Origin of the sequence: Brevibacillus sp. DP1.3A (assembly GCF_013284245.2) — a bacterium.
In the GTDB taxonomy this organism is placed as follows: Bacteria; Bacillota; Bacilli; order Brevibacillales; family Brevibacillaceae; genus Brevibacillus.
This window is the reverse complement of the sequence record NZ_CP085876.1, coordinates 4,340,538-4,362,410: the sequence shown is the minus strand read 5'-3', so window position 1 is coordinate 4,362,410 and position 21,873 is coordinate 4,340,538. Positions and strand designations below refer to the sequence as shown.

General features: G+C 48.2%; 1 protein-coding gene. It reads left to right on the top strand.

From position 1 onward, the window contains the following. Nucleotides 1-20: 20 nt before the first annotated feature. Complete coding sequence (locus HP399_RS19840) at nucleotides 21-20,882, top strand: non-ribosomal peptide synthase/polyketide synthase (RefSeq protein ID WP_228088292.1); 20,862 nt, start codon at nucleotides 21-23, stop codon at nucleotides 20,880-20,882. Nucleotides 20,883-21,873 lie beyond the last annotated feature (991 nt).

Here is a 21,873-nt window from a genome sequence, read left to right as displayed (position 1 = left end):
TGTAAGAGAGGTGTATTTATTTGGATCAGGTAAAAATACAAGATATTTATCCGCTGTCTCCGATGCAAGAGGGAATGCTGTTTCATTCCATTCTCGATGAAAAATCAGAGGCTTATTTTGAGCAAACGATAATTACGTTTCACGAAATTTTGGACGCTAGTTTGGTACAACAAAGCTTGCAGAAACTGGTCGACAGATATGATGTTTTCCGAACGGTCTTTATGTATAAGGAAACGGAACGCCCATTTCAGGTTGTTCTCGGCGAACGACAGGCTGCATCTATACATGTCGAAAACTTGAGTGGTCGTCCAGAAGATGAGAAACAGAGTTATTTTCAAACATTTTTAAAGGAAGAGAGACGTAGAGGCTTTGATCTTGAAAAAGATGTTCCGATACGGCTAGCACTATTTCAATGGGATGAGGGGTCTTCCAAGCTCATTTGGGCTGTCCACCATATTGTGATGGATGGCTGGTGCATGGGCACAGTGACTGAAGAGTTTTTCAATATCTACGTAGCGCTTCGGGATGGCACTCCTTTAAAGTTAGGGCCTGTCTATCCATACAGCAGCTTTATCCAGTGGCTAGAAAAGCAAAACAAGGAGGAAGCAACAGCTTACTGGCAGCAATATTTGCGTGATATTGAAAGTGTAACAGTGGTACCTGGCTATACGCGGTCGCTCGATCAGTCGTTTCATGAGGAACGATTTAAATACAAGTGGGGAAATCATTTAACTCAAGGTATGGAGCGGATTGCCAAGCAGTATCGTGTCACTGTCAGCACCGTGTTTCAAACCATTTGGGGTGTTCTGCTGCAAAGGTACAACAATAGTACCGATGTCATTTTCGGGGCCGTCGTATCCGGCAGACCTGATGAGATACCAGGCATTGAAAATATGGTCGGATTGTTCATTAATACGGTACCAGTACGTATAAACAACAGCGCAGATACGCAGTTTTCTGACTTACTTACATCTGTACAGGATACCAGCATCAAATCCAATCAATATTCTTATTTGTCCTTAGCTGACATTCAGAATAACACCGTACTAAAGCAAAATCTAATTCGCCACATTATTATTTTCGAAAATTATCCCTATTCCGAAGAACTTTTAAACCCGACAGATCCGAACGCGCTCCAAATTGCCGAAGTGGAGGATATTGAGCAGACCAACTATGATCTAAATATTGTCGTTGTACCTGGCAGAGAGCTTGAAATCACTTTCAGCTATAATGCAATGTCATATGACAGAAGCATGATCGAACGAATTGCGGGCCATCTCCGCCAAGCTATGGAGCAAGTTATCAGTAATCCGGATATTCACATTTCGGAACTCGATTTTCTCGCGGTAGAGGAGAAGAAGCAAATACTGTTTGACTTTAATAGTACTCAAACATCGTATCTTTCTGAGGATACCATCCACCAATGCTTTGAAAAACAGGCAGAAAAGACACCAGAAGCGGTGGCAGTTGTGTTTGAAGATGTGGAACTTACTTACCATGAGTTGAACGAACGAGCAAACCGTTTGGCACGTACACTGCGCAGTCATGGTGTGACGAAAGACCGTTTGGTTGGCCTCATGACCGAACGATCAGTAGATATGATCGTGGGCATTTTTGCGATTTTTAAGGCGGGGGGCGCATATGTGCCGATTGATCCAACCTATCCTGAGGAGCGCATCCACTATATGCTGGATAACTCTGGTGCGGATCTACTGCTCACGCAAAGCCATCTCGTTGAAAAAGTATCATTTGACGGTAAGATGCTAGTGCTAGATAGTGAGCCATCGGTCTATCATGAGAACGGTTCAAATCTGGAGCCGATGTCTGGTCCGAACGATCTGGCGTATGTGATCTATACGTCGGGAACAACAGGACAGCCCAAAGGTGTAATGCTGGAGCATCACGGACTGTGCAACCTGAAAGCATATTTCGATCAGACGCTACAGATTGGCTTGTCGGATCGCGCATTGCTTTTTGCTAGCTATTCGTTTGATGCAGCTTGCTGGGAAATGTTCCAAGCCTTGTTCTGCGGTGCGACACTGTATGTGCCAACGATGGAGACGATATTGAACTACGAGCGGTTTGAGCAGTACATGGCAAAAAACCAGATCACAATTGCGGCGTTGCCTCCAACCTACGCGGTGTATTTAGATCCAGAGCGCATGCCAAACCTGCGGATCCTGTTCACAGCAGGTTCGGCATCTTCGACAGAGCTGGTGTATAAGTGGAAGGACCAGGTTGCGTACTACAACGGTTATGGACCGACGGAAAACTCAGTGGCGACGTCGATCTGGCCAGTATCGGAAGACGCAAGAGCAGGTGAGATCATTTCCATTGGACGTCCAGTACCGAATCACCGCGTGTACATGGTGGATGCCCATGGTCATCTGGCTCCTGTAGGCATTGCGGGTGAGCTGTGCGTATCGGGCCCGGGTCTGGCGCGTGGTTATCTGGGTCGTCCAGAGATGACAGATGAAAAATTTGTACCCAATCCGTTTGCCAACGGAGAAGTAGGCTATGGACGGATGTACCGTACTGGGGACTTAGCGAGATGGATGCCGGACGGCAACATTGAGTATTTGGGTCGGATCGATCATCAGGTGAAAATCCGCGGGTATCGGATTGAGCTAGGAGAGGTCGAAGCGCAAATCCTAAAGGTAGAAGATGTACAAGAAGTGATTGTGCTGGCACGTGCAGATGAACAGGGTCAAAACCAACTGGTCGCGTACTATGTGGCAGAACGGGAAGTAAGTGGAAGTGAACTGCGTTATGTACTGGGCGAGAAGCTACCGAACTACATGGTACCTGCTCATTTCATCCAACTGGCGCACATGCCACTGACGCCAAACGACAAAATCGACCGCAAGGCCTTGCCTGCACCAGACAAAGGCGCTCAGAGCAAAAATGAATATGTAGCTCCCCAAACTGCTGCCGAACAGGCTGTGGCACTTATATGGCAAACTGTGCTGGGTACGCAAAGAATTGGGTTACGGGATAATTTCTTTGATCTGGGCGGTGACTCGATCAAGGCAATTCAGGTGTCCTCACGCCTACTTCAAGCGGGCTACAAGCTCGACATGAAGGACTTGTTTAAGCATCCGAATGTGGCTGAGCTTGCCTTGCACCTTCGTTTGGTGGATACAAACGCGGCGGACCAAGGTGAAATTACAGGAAGCGTGGCACTTACGCCCATCCAGCATTGGTTTGCCCAACAGGATCTGGTGGCGCCGCATCACTTTAATCAGGCTGTCATGCTTCATCGTGCTCAGGGCTTCGATGAGCAGGCACTTCGTCGAGCGCTGAAAAAGCTGGTAGAGCATCATGATGCCCTACGGATGGTGTTCCATAAAACGGAACATAGCTACGAAGCGTGGAATAGGGGGATGCAAGAGGGTGAGCTGTATCGTCTTGAGGTGTTGGACTTCACGGACACATTAGACGGCGCAGCACTCAGTCTGGCAATTGAAGAGAAAGCCAGAGAGATTCAAAGCAGCATTCGTCTAAGTGAAGGACCGCTCCTGAAGCTTGGCATGTTCCGCTGCGCCGATGGCGATCATTTGCTGATCGTGATTCACCATTTAGTAGTGGACGGCGTATCGTGGCGCATCCTGTTCGAAGATCTCGCAAGTGCGTATGAACAAGCTGTGAAGAGTGAGCCTATTCACCTGCCGGACAAAACGGATTCCTTCCTTATCTGGTCTGAGCGACTAGCTGCCTACGCCGATAGTCCGGCAATGGAGAGCGAATATGCTTATTGGGAGCACGTGAATGAGTCCGTTGCTTCTGATTATGCCTCGCTACCTGAGGATCTGGAACATGATGGCAGATGGACGATACGCGACACGGCTGTCGTAACTGTAAAGCTCACGGAAGAAGAGACAAGCCAGCTACTGAAAAAGGCACATCGTGCGTACAACACGGAAGTAAATGATTTACTGCTGACCGCTCTTGGTATGACGCTGTATGCGTGGACAGGCAAAGAACGTAGCCTCATCAATCTGGAGGGACATGGACGCGAGGACATTATAGCAGATACTGATATTTCGCGTACGATAGGTTGGTTTACGAGTCAATATCCCGTGTTGCTGGATATCGGCAAAGAGGCGAATGTATCGAGACACATCAAACGTGCCAAAGAGGGCTTGCGACGTATTCCACATAAAGGAATCGGCTATGGCATGTGGAGATACCTCAACAAATCGGGACGGACAAATGAGACTTATGTCGATCCACAGATAAACTTCAACTATCTCGGTGAGTTTGACCAGGATCTGAAAAATAGTGATATGAGCACTTCCCCATATTCGACCACATTGGATGTTAGTGACCAGACCGAGATGAGATTCGCGCTTGATGTGGGGGGGATGGTAACGGAGGGTAGGCTGGAGCTGGACATTCGGTATAACCAGAATGCATTCCGTAAAGATACAATTGAGCATGTGGCTCATCTGCTCAAGGAGAATTTGCTAGAGGTTATCAGTCATTGCGTGTCCCAGGATCGGACTGAGCTAACCCCAAGCGATGTCCTGCTTAAGGATGTAACGCTGGAGCAGTTGGACACCATTGTGGAGCAAACACGTTCAGTTGGGGAATTGGAAAATATTTACCCACTAACGCCAATGCAGAAGGGCATGCTGTTTTACAACCTGATGGATTCGCAATCTGGTGCCTATTTTGAACAGTCATCCTTTGATCTAAAAGGCCAGTTTCATATTCCTGCGTTTGCGGAAAGTTTGGATTTGCTGGTACAGCGACATTCGGTACTGCGAACCAACTTCTACAGCGGCTGGGAGGATAAACCTCTTCAGGTGGTGTATCGAAATAAACGAAGTGAATTGTACGTGGAGGATTTGCGTGATCGGAAGGAAGAGGAGCAGAACAATTATATCCTCGAATATGTGCGTAAGGACAAGCAGAGAGGGTTTGATCTAACGAAAGATGCCTTAATGCGTGTAGCGATTTTGCGTACCAGCGACGAAACTTATCGCTTCGTCTGGAGCTTCCACCATATTGTGATGGACGGCTGGTGCTTATCACTAGTGACCAATGAGGTGTTTACGAGCTATTTTGCGCACCTTGCCCACAAGCAGCCTGAGCTGGCGCCTGTAACACCGTACAGCCACTACATTGAGTGGTTGGAGCAACAGGATCGTCAGGAAGCTTCGGATTATTGGAGTACCTACCTAAAAGGGTATGAGGAACCGTCCCGCTTGCCACAGGCGAACATTCAGAGCAAACTGGGTTATCAGGCAGAGCATCTTGATTTCGAACTGGGTGCAGACCTGACTGCTACGCTTGAGCGGATCGCCAAGCATTATCAGGTTACAGTCAATACACTGATGCAGACGGTATGGGGAATTTTGTTACAAAAATATAACGGAACGAATGATGCGGTGTTTGGTAGCGTGGTTTCTGGACGCCCGGCAGACATTCCAAATGTGGAGCGTATGATTGGTCTGTTTATCAATACCATTCCAATCCGCATTCAGTCTGATGGGGACGAAGCTTTTGCTGAGCTGATGCAAAGAACGCAGCAACAGGCGTTGGCTTCCACTGTGTACGACACGTTCCCCCTATACGAGATTCAGGCGTTGACAGAGCCAAAGCAAGATCTGATTAACCATATCATGGTGTTTGAAAATTATCTGGTGGGAGAGCAAATTGAGCAGGTAGCTGGTGAAGAAGTCAGCTTCAGCATTACCGATGTTGAGTCGATAGAGCAGACAAACTATGATTTTAACCTGATCGTTCTGCCGGGAAATTCGCTCCAGATCAGCTTTGGCTATAATGCCAGTGCGTTTGAACGCGAGAGTGTAGAGCAAATCCAGGGACATCTGGTGCGTTTACTGGAGCAGGTAGCAGAGAACCCAGAGATGCGCATACGTGAACTGGATATCGTAACCGAGCAGGAGTACACGCAAATCGTTCGTGTTTGGGGCGATACAGCAGTGGAGTATCCGCGTGAACAAACGATTCACGGCTTGTTCGAAGCCCAAGCTTTGCAGACACCGCAGCAGGTGGCGCTCTACTTTGAGGGAGAGCAATTGACCTACCGTGAGCTAAACGAACGGGCAAACCGTTTGGCGCGTACACTGCGCAATCATGGTGTGACGAAAGACCGTTTGGTTGGCATCATGACCGATCGGTCGATCGATATGATCGTAGGCATTTTTGCGATTTTAAAGGCGGGTGGCGCATATGTGCCGATTGATCCGACCTATCCGGAGGAGCGTATCCGCTATATGCTGGACGACTCTGGTGCGGAGCTGCTGCTCACGCAATGTCATCTCGTGGAAAGAGTAGCATTCAAAGGTAAGTTACTAGTGCTGGATAGGGAGCCATCGGTCTATCACGAGGACGGTTCAAATCTGGAGTCGATGTCTGGTCCGAACGATCTGGCGTATGTGATCTATACGTCAGGAACAACTGGTCAGCCAAAAGGTGTAATGCTGGAGCATCAGGGACTGTGCAGCCTAAAAGCGCATTTGGATCAGGCAGTGCAGATGGACTTAGCCGATCATATACTGATGTTTGCCAACTATTCATTTGATGCATCTTGCTGGGAAATGTTCCAAGCCTTATTCTACGGGGCGACATTGTATCTGCCAACGTCGGAGACAATTTTGAACTACGAGCGGTTTGAGCAGTATATGGCAGAACACCAAATTACAATTGCGTTGCTACCGCCAACCTACGCGGTATATCTAAATCCAGAGCGCATGTCGAATCTGCGCATCTTGTTCACAGGTGGCTCGGCATCCTCGACAGAGCTGGTGTACAAGTGGAAGGACCGGGTTGCGTATTACAACGCGTATGGTCCAACAGAAAACTCGATAGTCACTTCGATCTGGCCAGTATCGGAAGACGCAAGAGCAGGTGAGATCATTTCTATTGGACGACCCGTGTCAAACCATCGGGTATACATGGTGGATGCCCATGGTCATCTAGCTCCTGTGGGAATTGCAGGAGAGCTGTGCGTATCGGGTCCGGGTCTGGCGCGTGGATATTGGAATCTCCCAGAGCTGACAGATGAAAAATTTGTGCCTAATCCGTTTGCCAACGGAGAAGTAGGCTATGGACGGATGTACCGTACCGGGGACTTGGCGAGATGGATGCCGGACGGCAACATTGAGTATTTGGGTCGGATCGATCATCAGGTGAAAATCCGCGGATACCGGATTGAGTTAGGAGAAGTCGAAGCGCAAATCTTAAAGGTAGAAGATGTACAAGAAGTGATTGTGCTGGCACGAGTAGATGAACAGGGTCAGAACCAACTGATCGCGTACTATGTGGCAAAACGGGAAGTAAGTGCAAGCGAACTGCGTGGGTTGCTAGGTGAGAAGCTACCGAACTACATGGTGCCTACTTATTTGATGCAACTGGCGCACATGCCGCTGACGCCAAACGGCAAAATCGACCGGAGGGCTTTGCCTGCACCAGACAAAGGCGCTCAGAGCAAAAATGAATATGTAGCTCCCCGAACTGCTGCCGAACAGGCGGTGGCACTTGTATGGCAAACCGTGCTGGGCACGCAAAGAATTGGGTTACGGGATAATTTCTTTGATTTGGGCGGTGACTCGATCAAGGCAATTCAGGTGTCCTCGCGCCTACTTCAAGCGGGCTACAAGCTAGACATGAAGGACTTGTTTAAGCATCCGAATGTGGCTGAGCTTGCCTTGCACCTTCGTTTGGTGGATACAAACGCGGCGGACCAAGGTGAAATTACAGGAAGCGTAACACTTACGCCCATCCAGCATTGGTTTGCCCAACAGGATCTGGTGGCGCCGCATCACTTTAATCAGGCTGTCATGCTTCATCGCGCTCAGGGCTTCGATGAGCAGGCACTTCGTCGAGCGCTGAAAAAGCTGGTAGAGCATCATGATGCCCTACGGATGGTGTTCCATAAAACGGAACATAGCTACGAAGCGTGGAATAGGGGGATGCAAGAGGGTGAGCTGTATCGTCTTGAGGTGTTGGACTTCACGGACACATTAGACGGCGCAGCACTCAGTCTGGCAATTGAAGAGAAAGCCAGAGAGATTCAAAGCAGCATTCGTCTAAGTGAAGGACCGCTCCTGAAGCTTGGCATGTTCCGCTGCGCCGATGGCGATCATTTGCTGATCGTGATTCACCATTTAGTAGTGGACGGCGTATCGTGGCGCATCCTGTTCGAAGATCTCGCAAGTGCGTATGAACAAGCTGTGAAGAGTGAGCCTATTCACCTGCCGGACAAAACGGATTCCTTCCTTATCTGGTCTGAGCGACTAGCTGCCTACGCCGATAGTCCGGCAATGGAGAGCGAATATGCTTATTGGGAGCACGTGAATGAGTCCGTTGCTTCTGATTATGCCTCGCTACCTGAGGATCTGGAACATGATGGCAGATGGACGATACGCGACACGGCTGTCGTAACTGTAAAGCTCACGGAAGAAGAGACAAGCCAGCTACTGAAAAAGGCACATCGTGCGTACAACACGGAAGTAAATGATTTACTGCTGACCGCTCTTGGTATGACGCTGTATGCGTGGACAGGCAAAGAACGTAGCCTCATCAATCTGGAGGGACATGGACGCGAGGACATTATAGCAGATACTGATATTTCGCGTACGATAGGTTGGTTTACGAGTCAATATCCCGTGTTGCTGGATATCGGCAAAGAGGCGAATGTATCGAGACACATCAAACGTGCCAAAGAGGGCTTGCGACGTATTCCACATAAAGGAATCGGCTATGGCATGTGGAGATACCTCAACAAATCGGGACGGACAAATGAGACTTATGTCGATCCACAGATAAGCTTCAACTATCTCGGTGAGTTTGACCAGGATCTGAAAAATAGTGACATGAACACCTCCCCTTATTCGACTACGGCGGATGTTAGTGACCAGACCGAGACGAAATTCGCTCTCGATGTGGGAGGAATGGTAACGGACGGCAATCTGGAGCTGGGCATTCGTTATAACCAGAAGGCGTTCCGAGAGGATACAATTGAGCATGTGGCTCATCTGCTCAAGGAGAATTTGCTAGAGGTTATCAGTCATTGCGTGTCCCAGGATCGGATTGAGCTAACCCCAAGCGATGTCCTGCTCAAGGACGTAACACTGGAGCAGTTGGACACCATTGTGGAGCAAACACGTTCAGTTGGGGAATTGGAAAATATTTACCCACTAACGCCAATGCAGAAGGGCATGCTGTTTTACAACCTGATGGATTCGCAATCTGGTGCCTATTTTGAACAGTCATCCTTTGAACTAAAAGGCCAGTTTCATATTCCTGTGTTTGCGGAAAGTTTGGATTTGCTGGTACAGCGACATTCGGTACTGCGAACCAACTTCTACAGCGGCTGGCAGAATGAACACCTCCAGTTGGTGTACCGAAACAAACGAAGTGAACTGTACGTGGAAGATTTGCGTGATCGGAAGGAAGAGGAGCAGAACAATTATACCCTCGAATATGTGCGTAAGGATAAGCAGAGAGGGTTTGATCTAACAAAAGATGCCTTAATGCGTGTAGCGATTTTGCGTACCAGCGACGAAACTTATCGCTTCGTCTGGAGCTTCCACCATATTGTGATGGATGGCTGGTGCTTGTCACTAGTGACCAATGAGGTGTTTACGAGTTATTTTGCGCTCCTTGCCCACAAAAAGCCTGAGCTGGCGCCTGTAACACCGTACAGCCACTACATTGAGTGGCTGGAGCAACAGGATCGTCAGGAAGCTTCGAATTATTGGAGTACCTACCTAAAAGGGTATGAGGAGCCATCCCGCTTACCAAAGGCGAACATTCAGAGCAAACTGGGTTATCAGGCAGAGTATTTTGATTTCGAGCTGGGTGCAGGTCTGACTGACGAGCTTGAGCGGATTTCCAAGCATTATCAGGTCACAGTCAATACACTGATGCAGACGGTATGGGGAATTTTGTTACAAAAATATAACGGAACGAATGATGCGGTGTTTGGTAGCGTGGTTTCTGGACGCCCGGCAGACATTCCAAATGTGGAGAGTATGATTGGCTTATTTATCAATACCATTCCAATCCGCATTCAGTCTGATGGGGACGAAGCTTTTGCTGAGTTGATGAAAAAAACGCAGCGGCAGGCGTTAGCTTCCACTGCGTACGACACGTTCCCCCTTTACGAGATTCAGGCGTTGACCGAGCCAAAGCAAGATCTGATTAACCACATCATGGTGTTTGAAAATTATCCGATAGAAGAGCAAATCGAGCAGGTAGCTGATGGTGAAAAGGCCAGCTTCAGCATTACCGGAGTCGAGTCAGTCGATCAGACGAACTATGACTTTAACCTGATCGTTCTGCCGGGAAATTCTCTCCAGATCATATTTGGCTATAATGCCAGTGCGTTTGACCGCGAAAGCGTCGAGAAAATACAGGGACATCTTGTGCGTTTACTTGAACAGGTAGCAGAGAACCCAGATATCCGAGTACGTGAACTGGATGTTATAACCGAGCAGGAGTACACGCAAATCGTTCGTGTTTGGGGCGATACAGCAGTGGAGTATCCGCGTGAACAAACGATTCACGGCTTGTTCGAAGCCCAAGCTTTGCAGACACCGGAGCAGGTGGCCATCTTCTTTGAGGGAGAGCAATTGACCTACCGTGAGCTAAACGAACGGGCAAACCGTTTGGCGCGTACACTGCGTAGTCATGGTGTGACGCAAGACCGTTTGGTTGGCATCATGACAGATCGGTCGATCGATATGATCGTAGGCATCTATGCGATTTTAAAGGCTGGGGGCGCATATGTACCAATTGATCCGACCTATCCGGAGGAGCGCATCCACTATATGATGGATGACTCTGGTGCGGAGCTGCTGCTCACGCAAAGCCATCTCGTGGAAAGAATAGCATTCAAAGGTAAGTTACTAGTACTAGATAGAGAACCATCGGTCTATCATGCGGATGGTTCAAATCTGGAGCCAATATCTGGTCCGAACGATCTGGCGTATGTGATCTATACGTCAGGAACAACTGGTCAGCCAAAAGGCGTAATGCTGGAGCATCAGGGACTGTGCAATCTGAAAGTGTATTTTGATCAGACGCTACAGATCGGTATCTCCGATCATGTGCTGATGTTTGCCAGCTATTCGTTTGATGCATCCTGCTGGGAAATGCTCCAAGCCCTGTTCTACGGGGCGACATTGTACATGCCAACGTCGGAGACAATTTTGAACTACGAACAGTTCGAACAGTATATGGCAGAGCACCAGATTACAATTGCGACGCTACCGCCGACTTATGCGGTGTATCTGGAGCCGGAGCGCATGCCGAATCTGCGCATCTTGTTCACAGCAGGCTCAGCGTCTTCGACAGAGCTAGTGTATAAGTGGAAGGACCGGGTTGCGTACTACAACGCGTATGGTCCAACGGAAAACTCGATCGCGACGTCGGTCTGGCCAGTGTCGGAAGACGCAAGAGCAGGTGAGATCATTTCCATTGGACGTCCAGTGTCGAATCACCGCGTGTACATGGTGGACGGGCATGGTCATTTAGCACCTGTGGGGGTAGCCGGTGAGCTGTGTGTATCTGGTCCTGGTCTGGCACGAGGTTATCTGGGGCGTCCAGAACTGACGGCCGAAAAATTCGTAGCCAATCCGTTTGTCAGTGGAGAAGCGGATTATGAACGGATGTACCGTACCGGGGACTTGGCGAGATGGATGCCAGATGGCAACATTGAGTATTTGGGCCGGATCGACCATCAGGTGAAAATTCGGGGATACCGGATTGAGCTGGGAGAAGTCGAGACGCAAATCCTAAAAATAGAAGATGTACAAGAAGTAATTGTGCTGGCACGTGCAGATGAACAGGGGCAGAACCAACTGGTCGCGTACTATGTGGCAGAACGAGAAGTAAGTGCAAGCGAACTGCGTCATTTACTGGGCGAAAAGCTACCGAACTACATGGTACCTGCTCATTTCATTCAACTAGCACACATGCCGCTGACGCCAAACGGTAAAATCGACCGAAATGCACTACCTGCACCAGAAGGCAGCCTGCATAGTGGGTCGGACTATATCGCACCTCGGACGTTGATGGAAATACAGCTGGCGCAAATCTGGCAGGACGTACTTGGTTTGGAACGGGTGAGCGTAAAAGAAAACTTCTTCGAGATTGGTGGACATTCCCTGCGGGCGACGACATTGGTCTTGAGGATTCATAAAGAAATGAACAAACAACTTCCACTGCGTAGTATTTTTGAGGCGCCAACCGTTGAGCAACTGGCAATGCTGCTTGAAAGCCTGGATCAGATGGCGTTCGATTCGATTCCGGTAACAGAAGAGAGAATCTTCTACCCGCTATCCTCACCGCAAAAACGGATGTACGTGCTCCACCAGCTTGATCCAGACGATGTGAACTATAACACAACGTCTGTGTTACAGGTGAGCGGTCCGCTGAATGTGAAGAGGATGGAGGAAGTGTTCCGTCATTTGATTTCTCGCCATGCGACTCTCCGCACCAGCTTTGAAATGGTGGACAGCGAGCCAATGCAGCGGATTCAGGATACGGTCCGGTTTGAGATCGAGATGGCAAAGATGCAGGACATACAGGCGGAAACGGATGCTCTTGCAACAAAAGTGAAAATAGAAGAGCTAATTAGCAGCTTTGTGCGCCCATTCGATCTGCAAGTAGCCCCTCTGTTACGGGTGCAGCTGGTTGATTTAGGTGTACAGGGAGTGGAGCAAGAGCCGCAGTATTTGCTGATGCTTGGCATGCACCACATCATATCGGACGGCGTTTCGATGGGAGTGCTGACCGATGAATTTATTCATTTGTATAGAGATGAGCAGTTGTCTCCGCTCCGCATTCAATACAAGGACTATGCAGTATGGCAACAAAGCGAATCGCAGCAGGACTGGATGAAGCATCAGGAAACGTACTGGCTTGATAACTTCAAGGGTGAGGTGCCCGTGTTAGACCTGCCGACCGACTATACCCGTCCAGCAGTGAGGAGTACAGCAGGTGACACGGTGGAATTCGTTCTTGAGAAGGACGTCAGCGAACGTTTGAAAGAGTTAGCGGCGCAAACGGGATCGACACTGTATATGGTACTGCTAGCGGCATACACTGCGTTATTGCATCAGTACACGGGGCAGGACGACATCATAGTTGGTACACCAATTGCGGGACGGCCACATGCCGATTTGGAGCCAATCCTCGGGATGTTCGTTGGTACATTGGCACTTCGTAATTATCCAAAAGCAGAGCTAACATTCCGCAGCTATGTAGGGGAAGTAAAAACACGTGCGTTGCAAGCATACGAACATCAGAATTATCCATTTGAGGAACTAGTAGAAAAGCTAAATGTGAAGCGTGATATGAGTCGTAACCCACTCTTTGATACGATGTTCGTGCTGCAAAACACCAAGGAGACTGAGCTAACGCTAGCAGACCTGAGCTTCCGTTCTTACGAAATGGAGCAGTCTCCAGCGAAATTCGACCTGACCTTAGAAGCAAACGAAGAAGAAGCGGGCATTCAATTCGGATTACAGTTTGCGACATCGTTGTATAAACGGGAAACAATCGAGCGGATGACGCGTGATTTCGTGCGATTAGTCGAAACTATTTCGGTTAATTCTGATACGAGGCTGGGTGAGCTGGAGCTAATCCTAGAGAAAGAAACGGCACACGTTCTAAAAGTGCATCTGGATCGTCGAAAAGCTTCGCGTTACTGGAGCACATATCTGGAAGGGTATGAGGAGCCGTCCCGTTTGCCACAGGCGAACATTCAGAGCAAACCGGGTTATCAGGCAGGGCATCTTGATTTTGAACTGGGTGCAGGCTTGACTGCCGAGCTTGGGTGGGTCGCCAACCATTATGAGGTTACGGTCAATTCCCTAATGCAGACGGTATGGGGCATTTTGCTACAAAAATATAATGGAACGGATGACGTGGTGTTTGGCAGTGTGGTTTCTGGACGCCCGGCGGACATTCCAAATGAGGAGCACATCATTCCAGTTCGTATTCAGTCTGAGGGTGACGAAGCTTTTGCTGAGCTGATGAAAAGAACGCAGCGGCAGACGCTAGCTTCCAGTGCGTACGACACGTTCCCCCTATACAAGATTCAGGCGTTAACCGAGCCAAAACAAGATTTGATTAACCATATCTTGGTGTTCGAGAATCATCCGGTGGAAGAACAAATGGAACAGACGAACTATGACTTTAACTTGATCGTTCTGCCGGGGACTACGATCAAGATGGGTTTTGGCTACAATGCAGGGACGTTTAACCGCGAGAGCGTCAAGCAAATACAGGGACATCTGGTGCGTTTGCTGGAGCAGGTAGCAGTGAATCCAGAGATCCGGGTACGTGAACTGGATGTCGTCACCGAGCAGGAGTACACGCAAATCGTTCGTGTTTGGGGCGATACGGCAGTGGAGTATCCGCGCGAACAATCGATTCACGGCTTGTTCGAAGCCCAAGCTTTGCAGACACCGGAGCAGGTGGCGCTCTTCTTTGAGGGAGAGCAATTGACCTACCGTGAGCTAAACGAACGGGCAAACCGTTTGGCACGTACACTGCGCAGTCACGGTGTGACACAAGACCGTTTGGTTGGCCTCATGACAGATCGCTCGATAGATATGATCGTAGGCATCTTTGGGATATTAAAGGCGGGAGGTGCATATGTGCCGATTGATCCTACCTATCCAGAGGAGCGCATTCGCTACATACTGGACGACTCTGGTGCGGATCTGCTACTCACGCAAAACCATCTCTTGAAGAGAGTAGCATTCGATGGAAAAGTGCTGGTGCTGGATAGAGAGCCCTCGGTCTATCACGTGGACGACTCAAATCTGGAGCCTGTGTCTGGTTCGAACCATCTGGCGTATGTCATTTATACATCAGGAACAACAGGTCAGCCAAAAGGCGTAATGCTGGAGCATCATGGACTGTGCAACCTGAAAACCTATTTCCAACAGACACTGAAAATTAGCTTCTCTGATCATGTGTTGATGTTTGCCAGCTATTCGTTTGATGCATCGTGCTCAGAAATCATTCAGTCCCTACTTTGTGGAGCAACGTTGTACGTGCCGACGTCGGAGACGATTTTAGACTACGAGAGGTTAGAGCAGTATATGGCGGAGCACCTGGTTACGGTGGTCACGTTGCCGCCGACATATGCGGTGTATTTGGAACCGGAACGATTGCCAAACCTGCGATGCCTGCTCACGGCGGGCTCTGCAGCATCGGCAGAGCTGGTGTACAAGTGGAAGGACAGGGTTTCGTACTTTAACGCTTATGGCCCGACGGAAAATTCGGTAGCGACGTCTATCTGGCCGGTATCGATAGATCCGAGAGCAGGTGAACTCATTTCCATTGGGCGTCCAGTGTCAAACCATCGGGTGTACATGGTGGACGGGCATGATCATTTGGCACCAGTGGGTGTAGCCGGAGAGCTGTGCGTATCTGGTCCAGGCTTGGCGCGGGGATATTGGAATCGTCCAGAACTGACGGACGAAAAATTCGTACCGAATCCGTTTGCCGGTGGAGAAGCGGGGTATGAGCGTATGTATCGTACTGGAGACTTGGCGCGATGGATGCCAGATGGCAACATTGAGTATTTGGGTAGAATCGACCATCAAGTAAAAATTCGAGGCTATCGCATAGAACTAGGTGAAGTTGAGGCCAAGCTGCTGAAAGTAGCATCCGTGCAAGAGGCTATTGTTCTGGCACGCACAGACAAAGGCAGTCAGACCAATTTATGCGCGTACTTCGTGGCTGATGAGGAACTGCCGGTCGGTTTGCTACGCAGTGTACTGTCGCAGGAGCTACCTAGCTATATGCTGCCCTCTTACTTTGTACAGATGGACCATCTCCCTTTAACGCCGAACGGTAAAATTGACCGCAAAGCGCTACCGTCGCCGGAAGCCGGCATTCAATCGGGCGTCGAATACGTGGCTCCGCGCACAGCAGTAGAAGCTGAGTTGGAAAAATTGTGGAGAGAAGTTCTCGGTATTCCGTCCGTTGGAATCAAGGACAATTTCTTTGAAATCGGCGGACATTCGCTACGGGCGACAACATTGGCAGCGAAAATTCACAAGGCGTTAGATATTGTATTTCCGCTTCGGAACATATTCCAATATCCGACGATTGAGCGAATGGCACAGGTGATTGACGAGCTATCTCCTAACCCATATGCAGCGATCCCGATAGCGGAGCATAGAGACACTTATCCGGTTTCCACAGCGCAAAAGAGACTGTATATATTGAGTCATATCAATAGCTACAATATGTCAGGTATGCTGCTGATGGAAGGCGAGCTGGATATTTCACGACTTGAAATGGCCTTTGAACAACTGATTCAGCGTCATGATTCACTGCGAACGGCCTTTGAGCTTCTGGACGGTAAGCCAGTCCAAAGAGTTTATGAAACAGTAGATTTCACGATGGAGCGAATGCAAGCGAGTGGGGAGACGGAAGCCCGGGCAATTATGGATCAATTTGTCCGCGCATACAATCTCGGGAAGGCGCCACTGCTACGAGTAGCTTTAGTAGAAGAAGCGCCGCAACACCACAGATTATTGGTAGACATGCACCATACGATCTCCGACGGTGTATCCATGAGCATTTTGCTAAATGAGCTGGCTCAGCTGTATGACGGCAAAGAGCTGCCTGCACTGCGGATTCAGTACAAGGATTATGCAGTGTGGCAGCAGGCGGATATAGCTAGTGAATGGATGAACAGACAAGAAGCGTATTGGCTGGAACAACTGAGTGGGGAAATTCCAATCCTGGATATCCCAACTGATTACGCGAGACCAGCAACACGCAGCTCCTCTGGAAATATGCTGACATTTACGATCCAGCCGCAAGAGGCGGAAGCTTTAAAACAACTCGGCTTACAAACGGGAACCACCTTGTTTATGGTACTTTTGGCAGCGTATAAGACACTGCTGTTCAAATACAGTGGGCAAGAGGATATTATCGTTGGGACACCGATCGCGGGCAGACAGCATGACGATCTCCAGCCGATCATTGGGATGTTTGTGAATACGCTAGCGTTGCGTAGCTTCCCAGACAGGGAGAAGACATTCCTCGACTACGTGCAGGAAGTGAAGGAACAGGTGCTGAAAGCATACGAGCATCAGGACTATCCGTTCGAAGCGTTGGTGGAAAATCTAGATGTTAAGAGGGACGTGAGCCGCAATCCGTTGTTTGACACGATGTTTGTGATGGAAAACAACGAGCCGGTCACGCTTGGCTTTACTGATTTACAGGTTAGCTTGTGCCCAGGCGAGCATAACGTGGCGAAATTCGATTTGACACTTAGTGCTGTCGAGAATGTTGATAGTATTGCGTTCAGCATCGAGTATGCCGATAGCTTATACAAACGGGAAACCGTCGAACGGATGGCGGATCATTTCGTCCAGCTTATTCGGGATATTATAAACGATCCGCAGACGAAGCTTTCGACAATTGAGATTATTACAACACAAGAGATCAAGCAGATATTGGAAGAATGGGGAGATACAGTAACGGACTCTCCTCAGGAGAAAATGATTCATCAGTTGTTTGAAGAGCAGGTAGAGAAGACCCCGGATCAAGTAGCAGTTGTCTTTGAGGGCAGCCAAATGACATATCGTGAGCTGAACGAACGTGCGAACCGCTTAGCTCGCGTGTTAAGAGCGGAAGGCGTTCAAGCAGATCATACGATCGGGATGATCATGGAGCGATCATTAGAGATGATCGTTGGGATATTCGGGATATTAAAAGCCGGCGGATGCTATGTGCCGATCGATCCGGAGTTTCCCCAGGAGCGTATTCACTACATGCTGGAGGACAGCAGCGTGAATCTCGTTATTGCGAAGCCGGAGTTCGCCGAGCTGGTGCCTGCAGACGTACGGATCATCTCGCCTTACAGTCAGGTATCGTCCGCAGAGGATAGTTCCAATCTTACAAATATAGGCAGACCTAGCGGCCTAGCCTATGTGATGTATACGTCCGGTACGACGGGCAGACCTAAAGGCGTCATGATTGAGCACTCCAATGTCGTCAATATGACTACCGGATTTACACAATGTGTTTATCGGAAGTACAGGGCTCCTATGCGCATGGCTTGGTTGTCTCCCTACGTGTTCGATGCATCGGTGAAGCAGATCTTTCCTTGCTTGCTTCTTGGGCATACCCTACACGTGGTCCCAAGAGTGATCAGTACGAATAGTGAACGACTTGCTGATTACTACAGATCACAGCACATCGATTTTTCAGACGGCACGCCGGCGCATATGCAGATGTTGACGGAAATGCAAGATACGGTTGCGGATTTGCATGTCAAACATTTTATCTTCGGAGCAGAAGCTCTACCCGTTCATCTTGTTAACGAGTTCTTGAATAAACGCCCTGGATATCGCCCGAAGATAACGAACGTCTACGGTCCTACCGAGTGCTGCGTAGATTCAACGGCATATGACATTGGCGAAGATATCGCGGATGCATGGACTCATACGGTACCGATAGGCAAGCCATTGGCTAATCAGTGCGTGTATATTCTGAACGAGCAGCATAAGTTGGTTCCAGTAGGAGTTGCGGGTGAAATCTACATTGGCGGCGACGGAGTCGGACGAGGGTATATGCGAAACCGAGCACTAACGGATGAGAAATTCTTAGCTGATCCGTTCAAACCGGGCAAGCGTATGTATCGAACAGGCGATCTGGCTCGCTGGATGGCGGATGGCAACATCGAGTACTTAGGCAGAATCGATCATCAGGTTAAAATTCGTGGCTATCGGATTGAGCTCGGCGAGGTGGAAGCGCAGCTGATGACTGTAGCCTCCGTTAGGAAAACAATCGTGATCGCCCGGGAGAACGAAGCGGGACAGAAAGATTTGTGCGCATATTTCGTTGCTGATAAAGAACTGACGGTAAACGAGCTTAGAGCTGCACTAATTCCACTATTACCGGCGTACATGATACCAGCCCATTTCGTCCAACTAGATCGGATGCCGCTAACACCAAACGGCAAGATTGACCGGAAGGCATTGCCCGCACCGAAGGGCGACATCCAGACCGGAATTAATTACTCGGCTCCGCGAAATGATACAGAAAGACACATGGCCGAAATCTGGAAGGATATTTTGGGAGCTGAAACCATCGGTATCGACGATAACTTCTTTGAATTGGGCGGTCATTCCTTAAAAGCGATCCAGTTTGTTTCAAAAACGCAGGCTGTCGGCATCCAAATAGGGATCGATCAGGTGTTTAAGTATCAGACCATTCGTCAATTATCTTCTCTTGTAAGAAATGTCACTGCTACGGAAGACACACTTACAAGTAATATTGCTGAGGCTACACGAATCATCGGAGAAACCTTTGGTGTCCGCGCAGTGTATACATCGGCGCTTGTTGAAGACAACACCCACTTAATCTTACAACTAGACCCTATCAATAAAGTGCGTCTGGAAGAACTGCATAGGTTCATTCAATTGCAGCTTCATCCTGACCTCCACCCTCATCATGTAATACCTTTCGCTGAGTTCGGTCAAGGGGTAGCGAAAGAGGGGGGAGCTAAGGCTAATCGACGCTTGTCGGCGGAGGAAGAGGATACCGAAATGAAGCATCAAGCGAAAATATGGCTAAAACAGTTGGCAGAAATGAATGAAGCCTGGGATGCCGCTCTGAAAAAAGGAGAACCTGTGGAGAGATATGCGCTTGCGCCGGTACAACAGTACCATTTAGAGCATCCACAATCCTCAGGTGGTATCGTCTCGTTTGATACGTATTTGCTAGATACTGATCGGCTATCCTCAGCTGTTCGACACCTCATCGATCGCCACGAATTGCTGAGAAGCGTGTTGGTTCAGATGGACGGACGTTGGGAATGGGAAGTACTACCTACGCCGGAGCAAATCGAAATACCGATACTGGACCTGTCGGACTACCCAGCGGACAGACAAAAACAACTTATCTCGTGGATGTTGCCGCAATTCTTTTTGAAGCCGTATGAAGTGACCGGATCCTTGCTGTACCGTATTGCGCTTGTTCGATTGAATTTGCGTGAACATTTACTGGTACTTCCATGCTCGCATATTATTTACGATGGCATGAGTGGCAATGTTATCAAGAGTGAGTTGCATCGTGATTATGCCGATATAGACAATGCTCCATCGATAGGGACTGGAAACTATCGAGACTATGTGTACCAGATCCGAAAAGGGCCTCAGGAAATGAATGATCAGCAAATATCTGACGAATTCAAGCTTCCTGCATTGGCAAAATCCGTAGATGCTTTGGCTCATACGATGAGTAATCGTAACCGTGCGGTTTCAACAGATCTTAGCTTCGAACTGGCCAATAAAGGAGAGCCGATTGAGACCAAGCAAATATGGGATATGTCTTTACGCTTGGCAAATCGCTTTTTCCGCAGGTATTTGCAAATTACAGAGGTCCCGATTCTTCTTTTAAATTACGGTAGAAAGTATGAAGAAAAACAATACTTTGATACCGTAGGTGAGTTTATCGATCTTATCCCTGTGCTGCTAACCGATTCATCTGAGCAAATCCAGGACATTCAGGAAAAATTGAATTTGTCTGTTTCTCACAACTTGAACTTCCTGAACCTCATTTATAATAATGAGATGACGCTATCGTATCCGATGTCCAGCAAATATTTGAAGCAAGTCTTGGAAAAAATGCCTATTGTGTTTAACTATCTAGGTGAATCTTCGGATAAAGTGCAGTTGTTTAAAGACGTGGATCCGGGTGAAAGAACGGACCAAAGCGATCCTATCATTTTCTTTACGGTGCAACATCTGAACGATGTTCTCCACATATCGCTTGAGTTGCCGTATGAAGAAGACCGGACTGTTATCAAAGAACTATTGGAAGCTGAACTTCACAGACTCCAAATGAGCGAAGTATTGTTCATGTGAGCAGGAGCAGGGGAGCAGCTAGCTCTGCTCACAGAGCAATACGGGCAAAACAGAGAACGGATCGTAAGCAAGATGTGTACCTTCCTCCAGGTGTCAGAGCTTCCTCATGAATTTTCATAAGCTCTCGAATGGTTCATGGTAGGGGCTGCCTACCAATGATCCGATTCATCGGGTTGGTACATTTGATTTTGTGATAGCTACCTACTAAAACCCCTAAACCGCAACTTCACGGCGAAGATCGACACCGTGAAGCTGCGGTTTTTGCATGGCCGAATACGTGCAGTGGCCTGATGGTTTCAAACTCAACCGATTTAGGCAATTCAGGTGGAGGCGGCTACGCACAAACACGAAGAATTTGCAAGTAGCTTACGGTATTCGAAACTAAGGACTTAGGTTAAGAGCTTTGAACTCTGAATAATACATTTTAATGACATATGTCTGATGACATAAACATTGCAACATAACTGTCTGTTTTCAACAGTTACATTGAAAATCGGCACCATAACCTACAATCAAGTTGAATGATGCAATGTTCCTGTCAATTATGAAGTAATGTTTACGCGTCAACAGACAACATATCATCTGATCTCGATCAAATAAAAGACAAATAATCAGTACACGAAAAAGTAATTTCATGTACTGAACTTTAAAAAGCTTTTTTCTCTAAATGGTAAAGCTAATCCAAAATAAAAATTCCATTTATGCTAGCTTTAGAAAATGGCTTTAGCATCGTTGATTTTATCGAAATTTCATATGAACTTGAAAGACATGCCGTTTTAGATGATAGGAGAATGAAACTGGATGCTTTGATAGCTGAATTGGATTCTTAGTAGTTTATCTCTAATAATTGGTTAATTGATTGTAAGCTACGTTACAGAAAGCATTGATGCTCATCTACAATGGCTATTTGTCGTCGTAGTCACTGAACAATACCATCGATAAAGGGTATGGAAATTAAGTTCCCATACCCTTTTTATATCCACTTTAATTA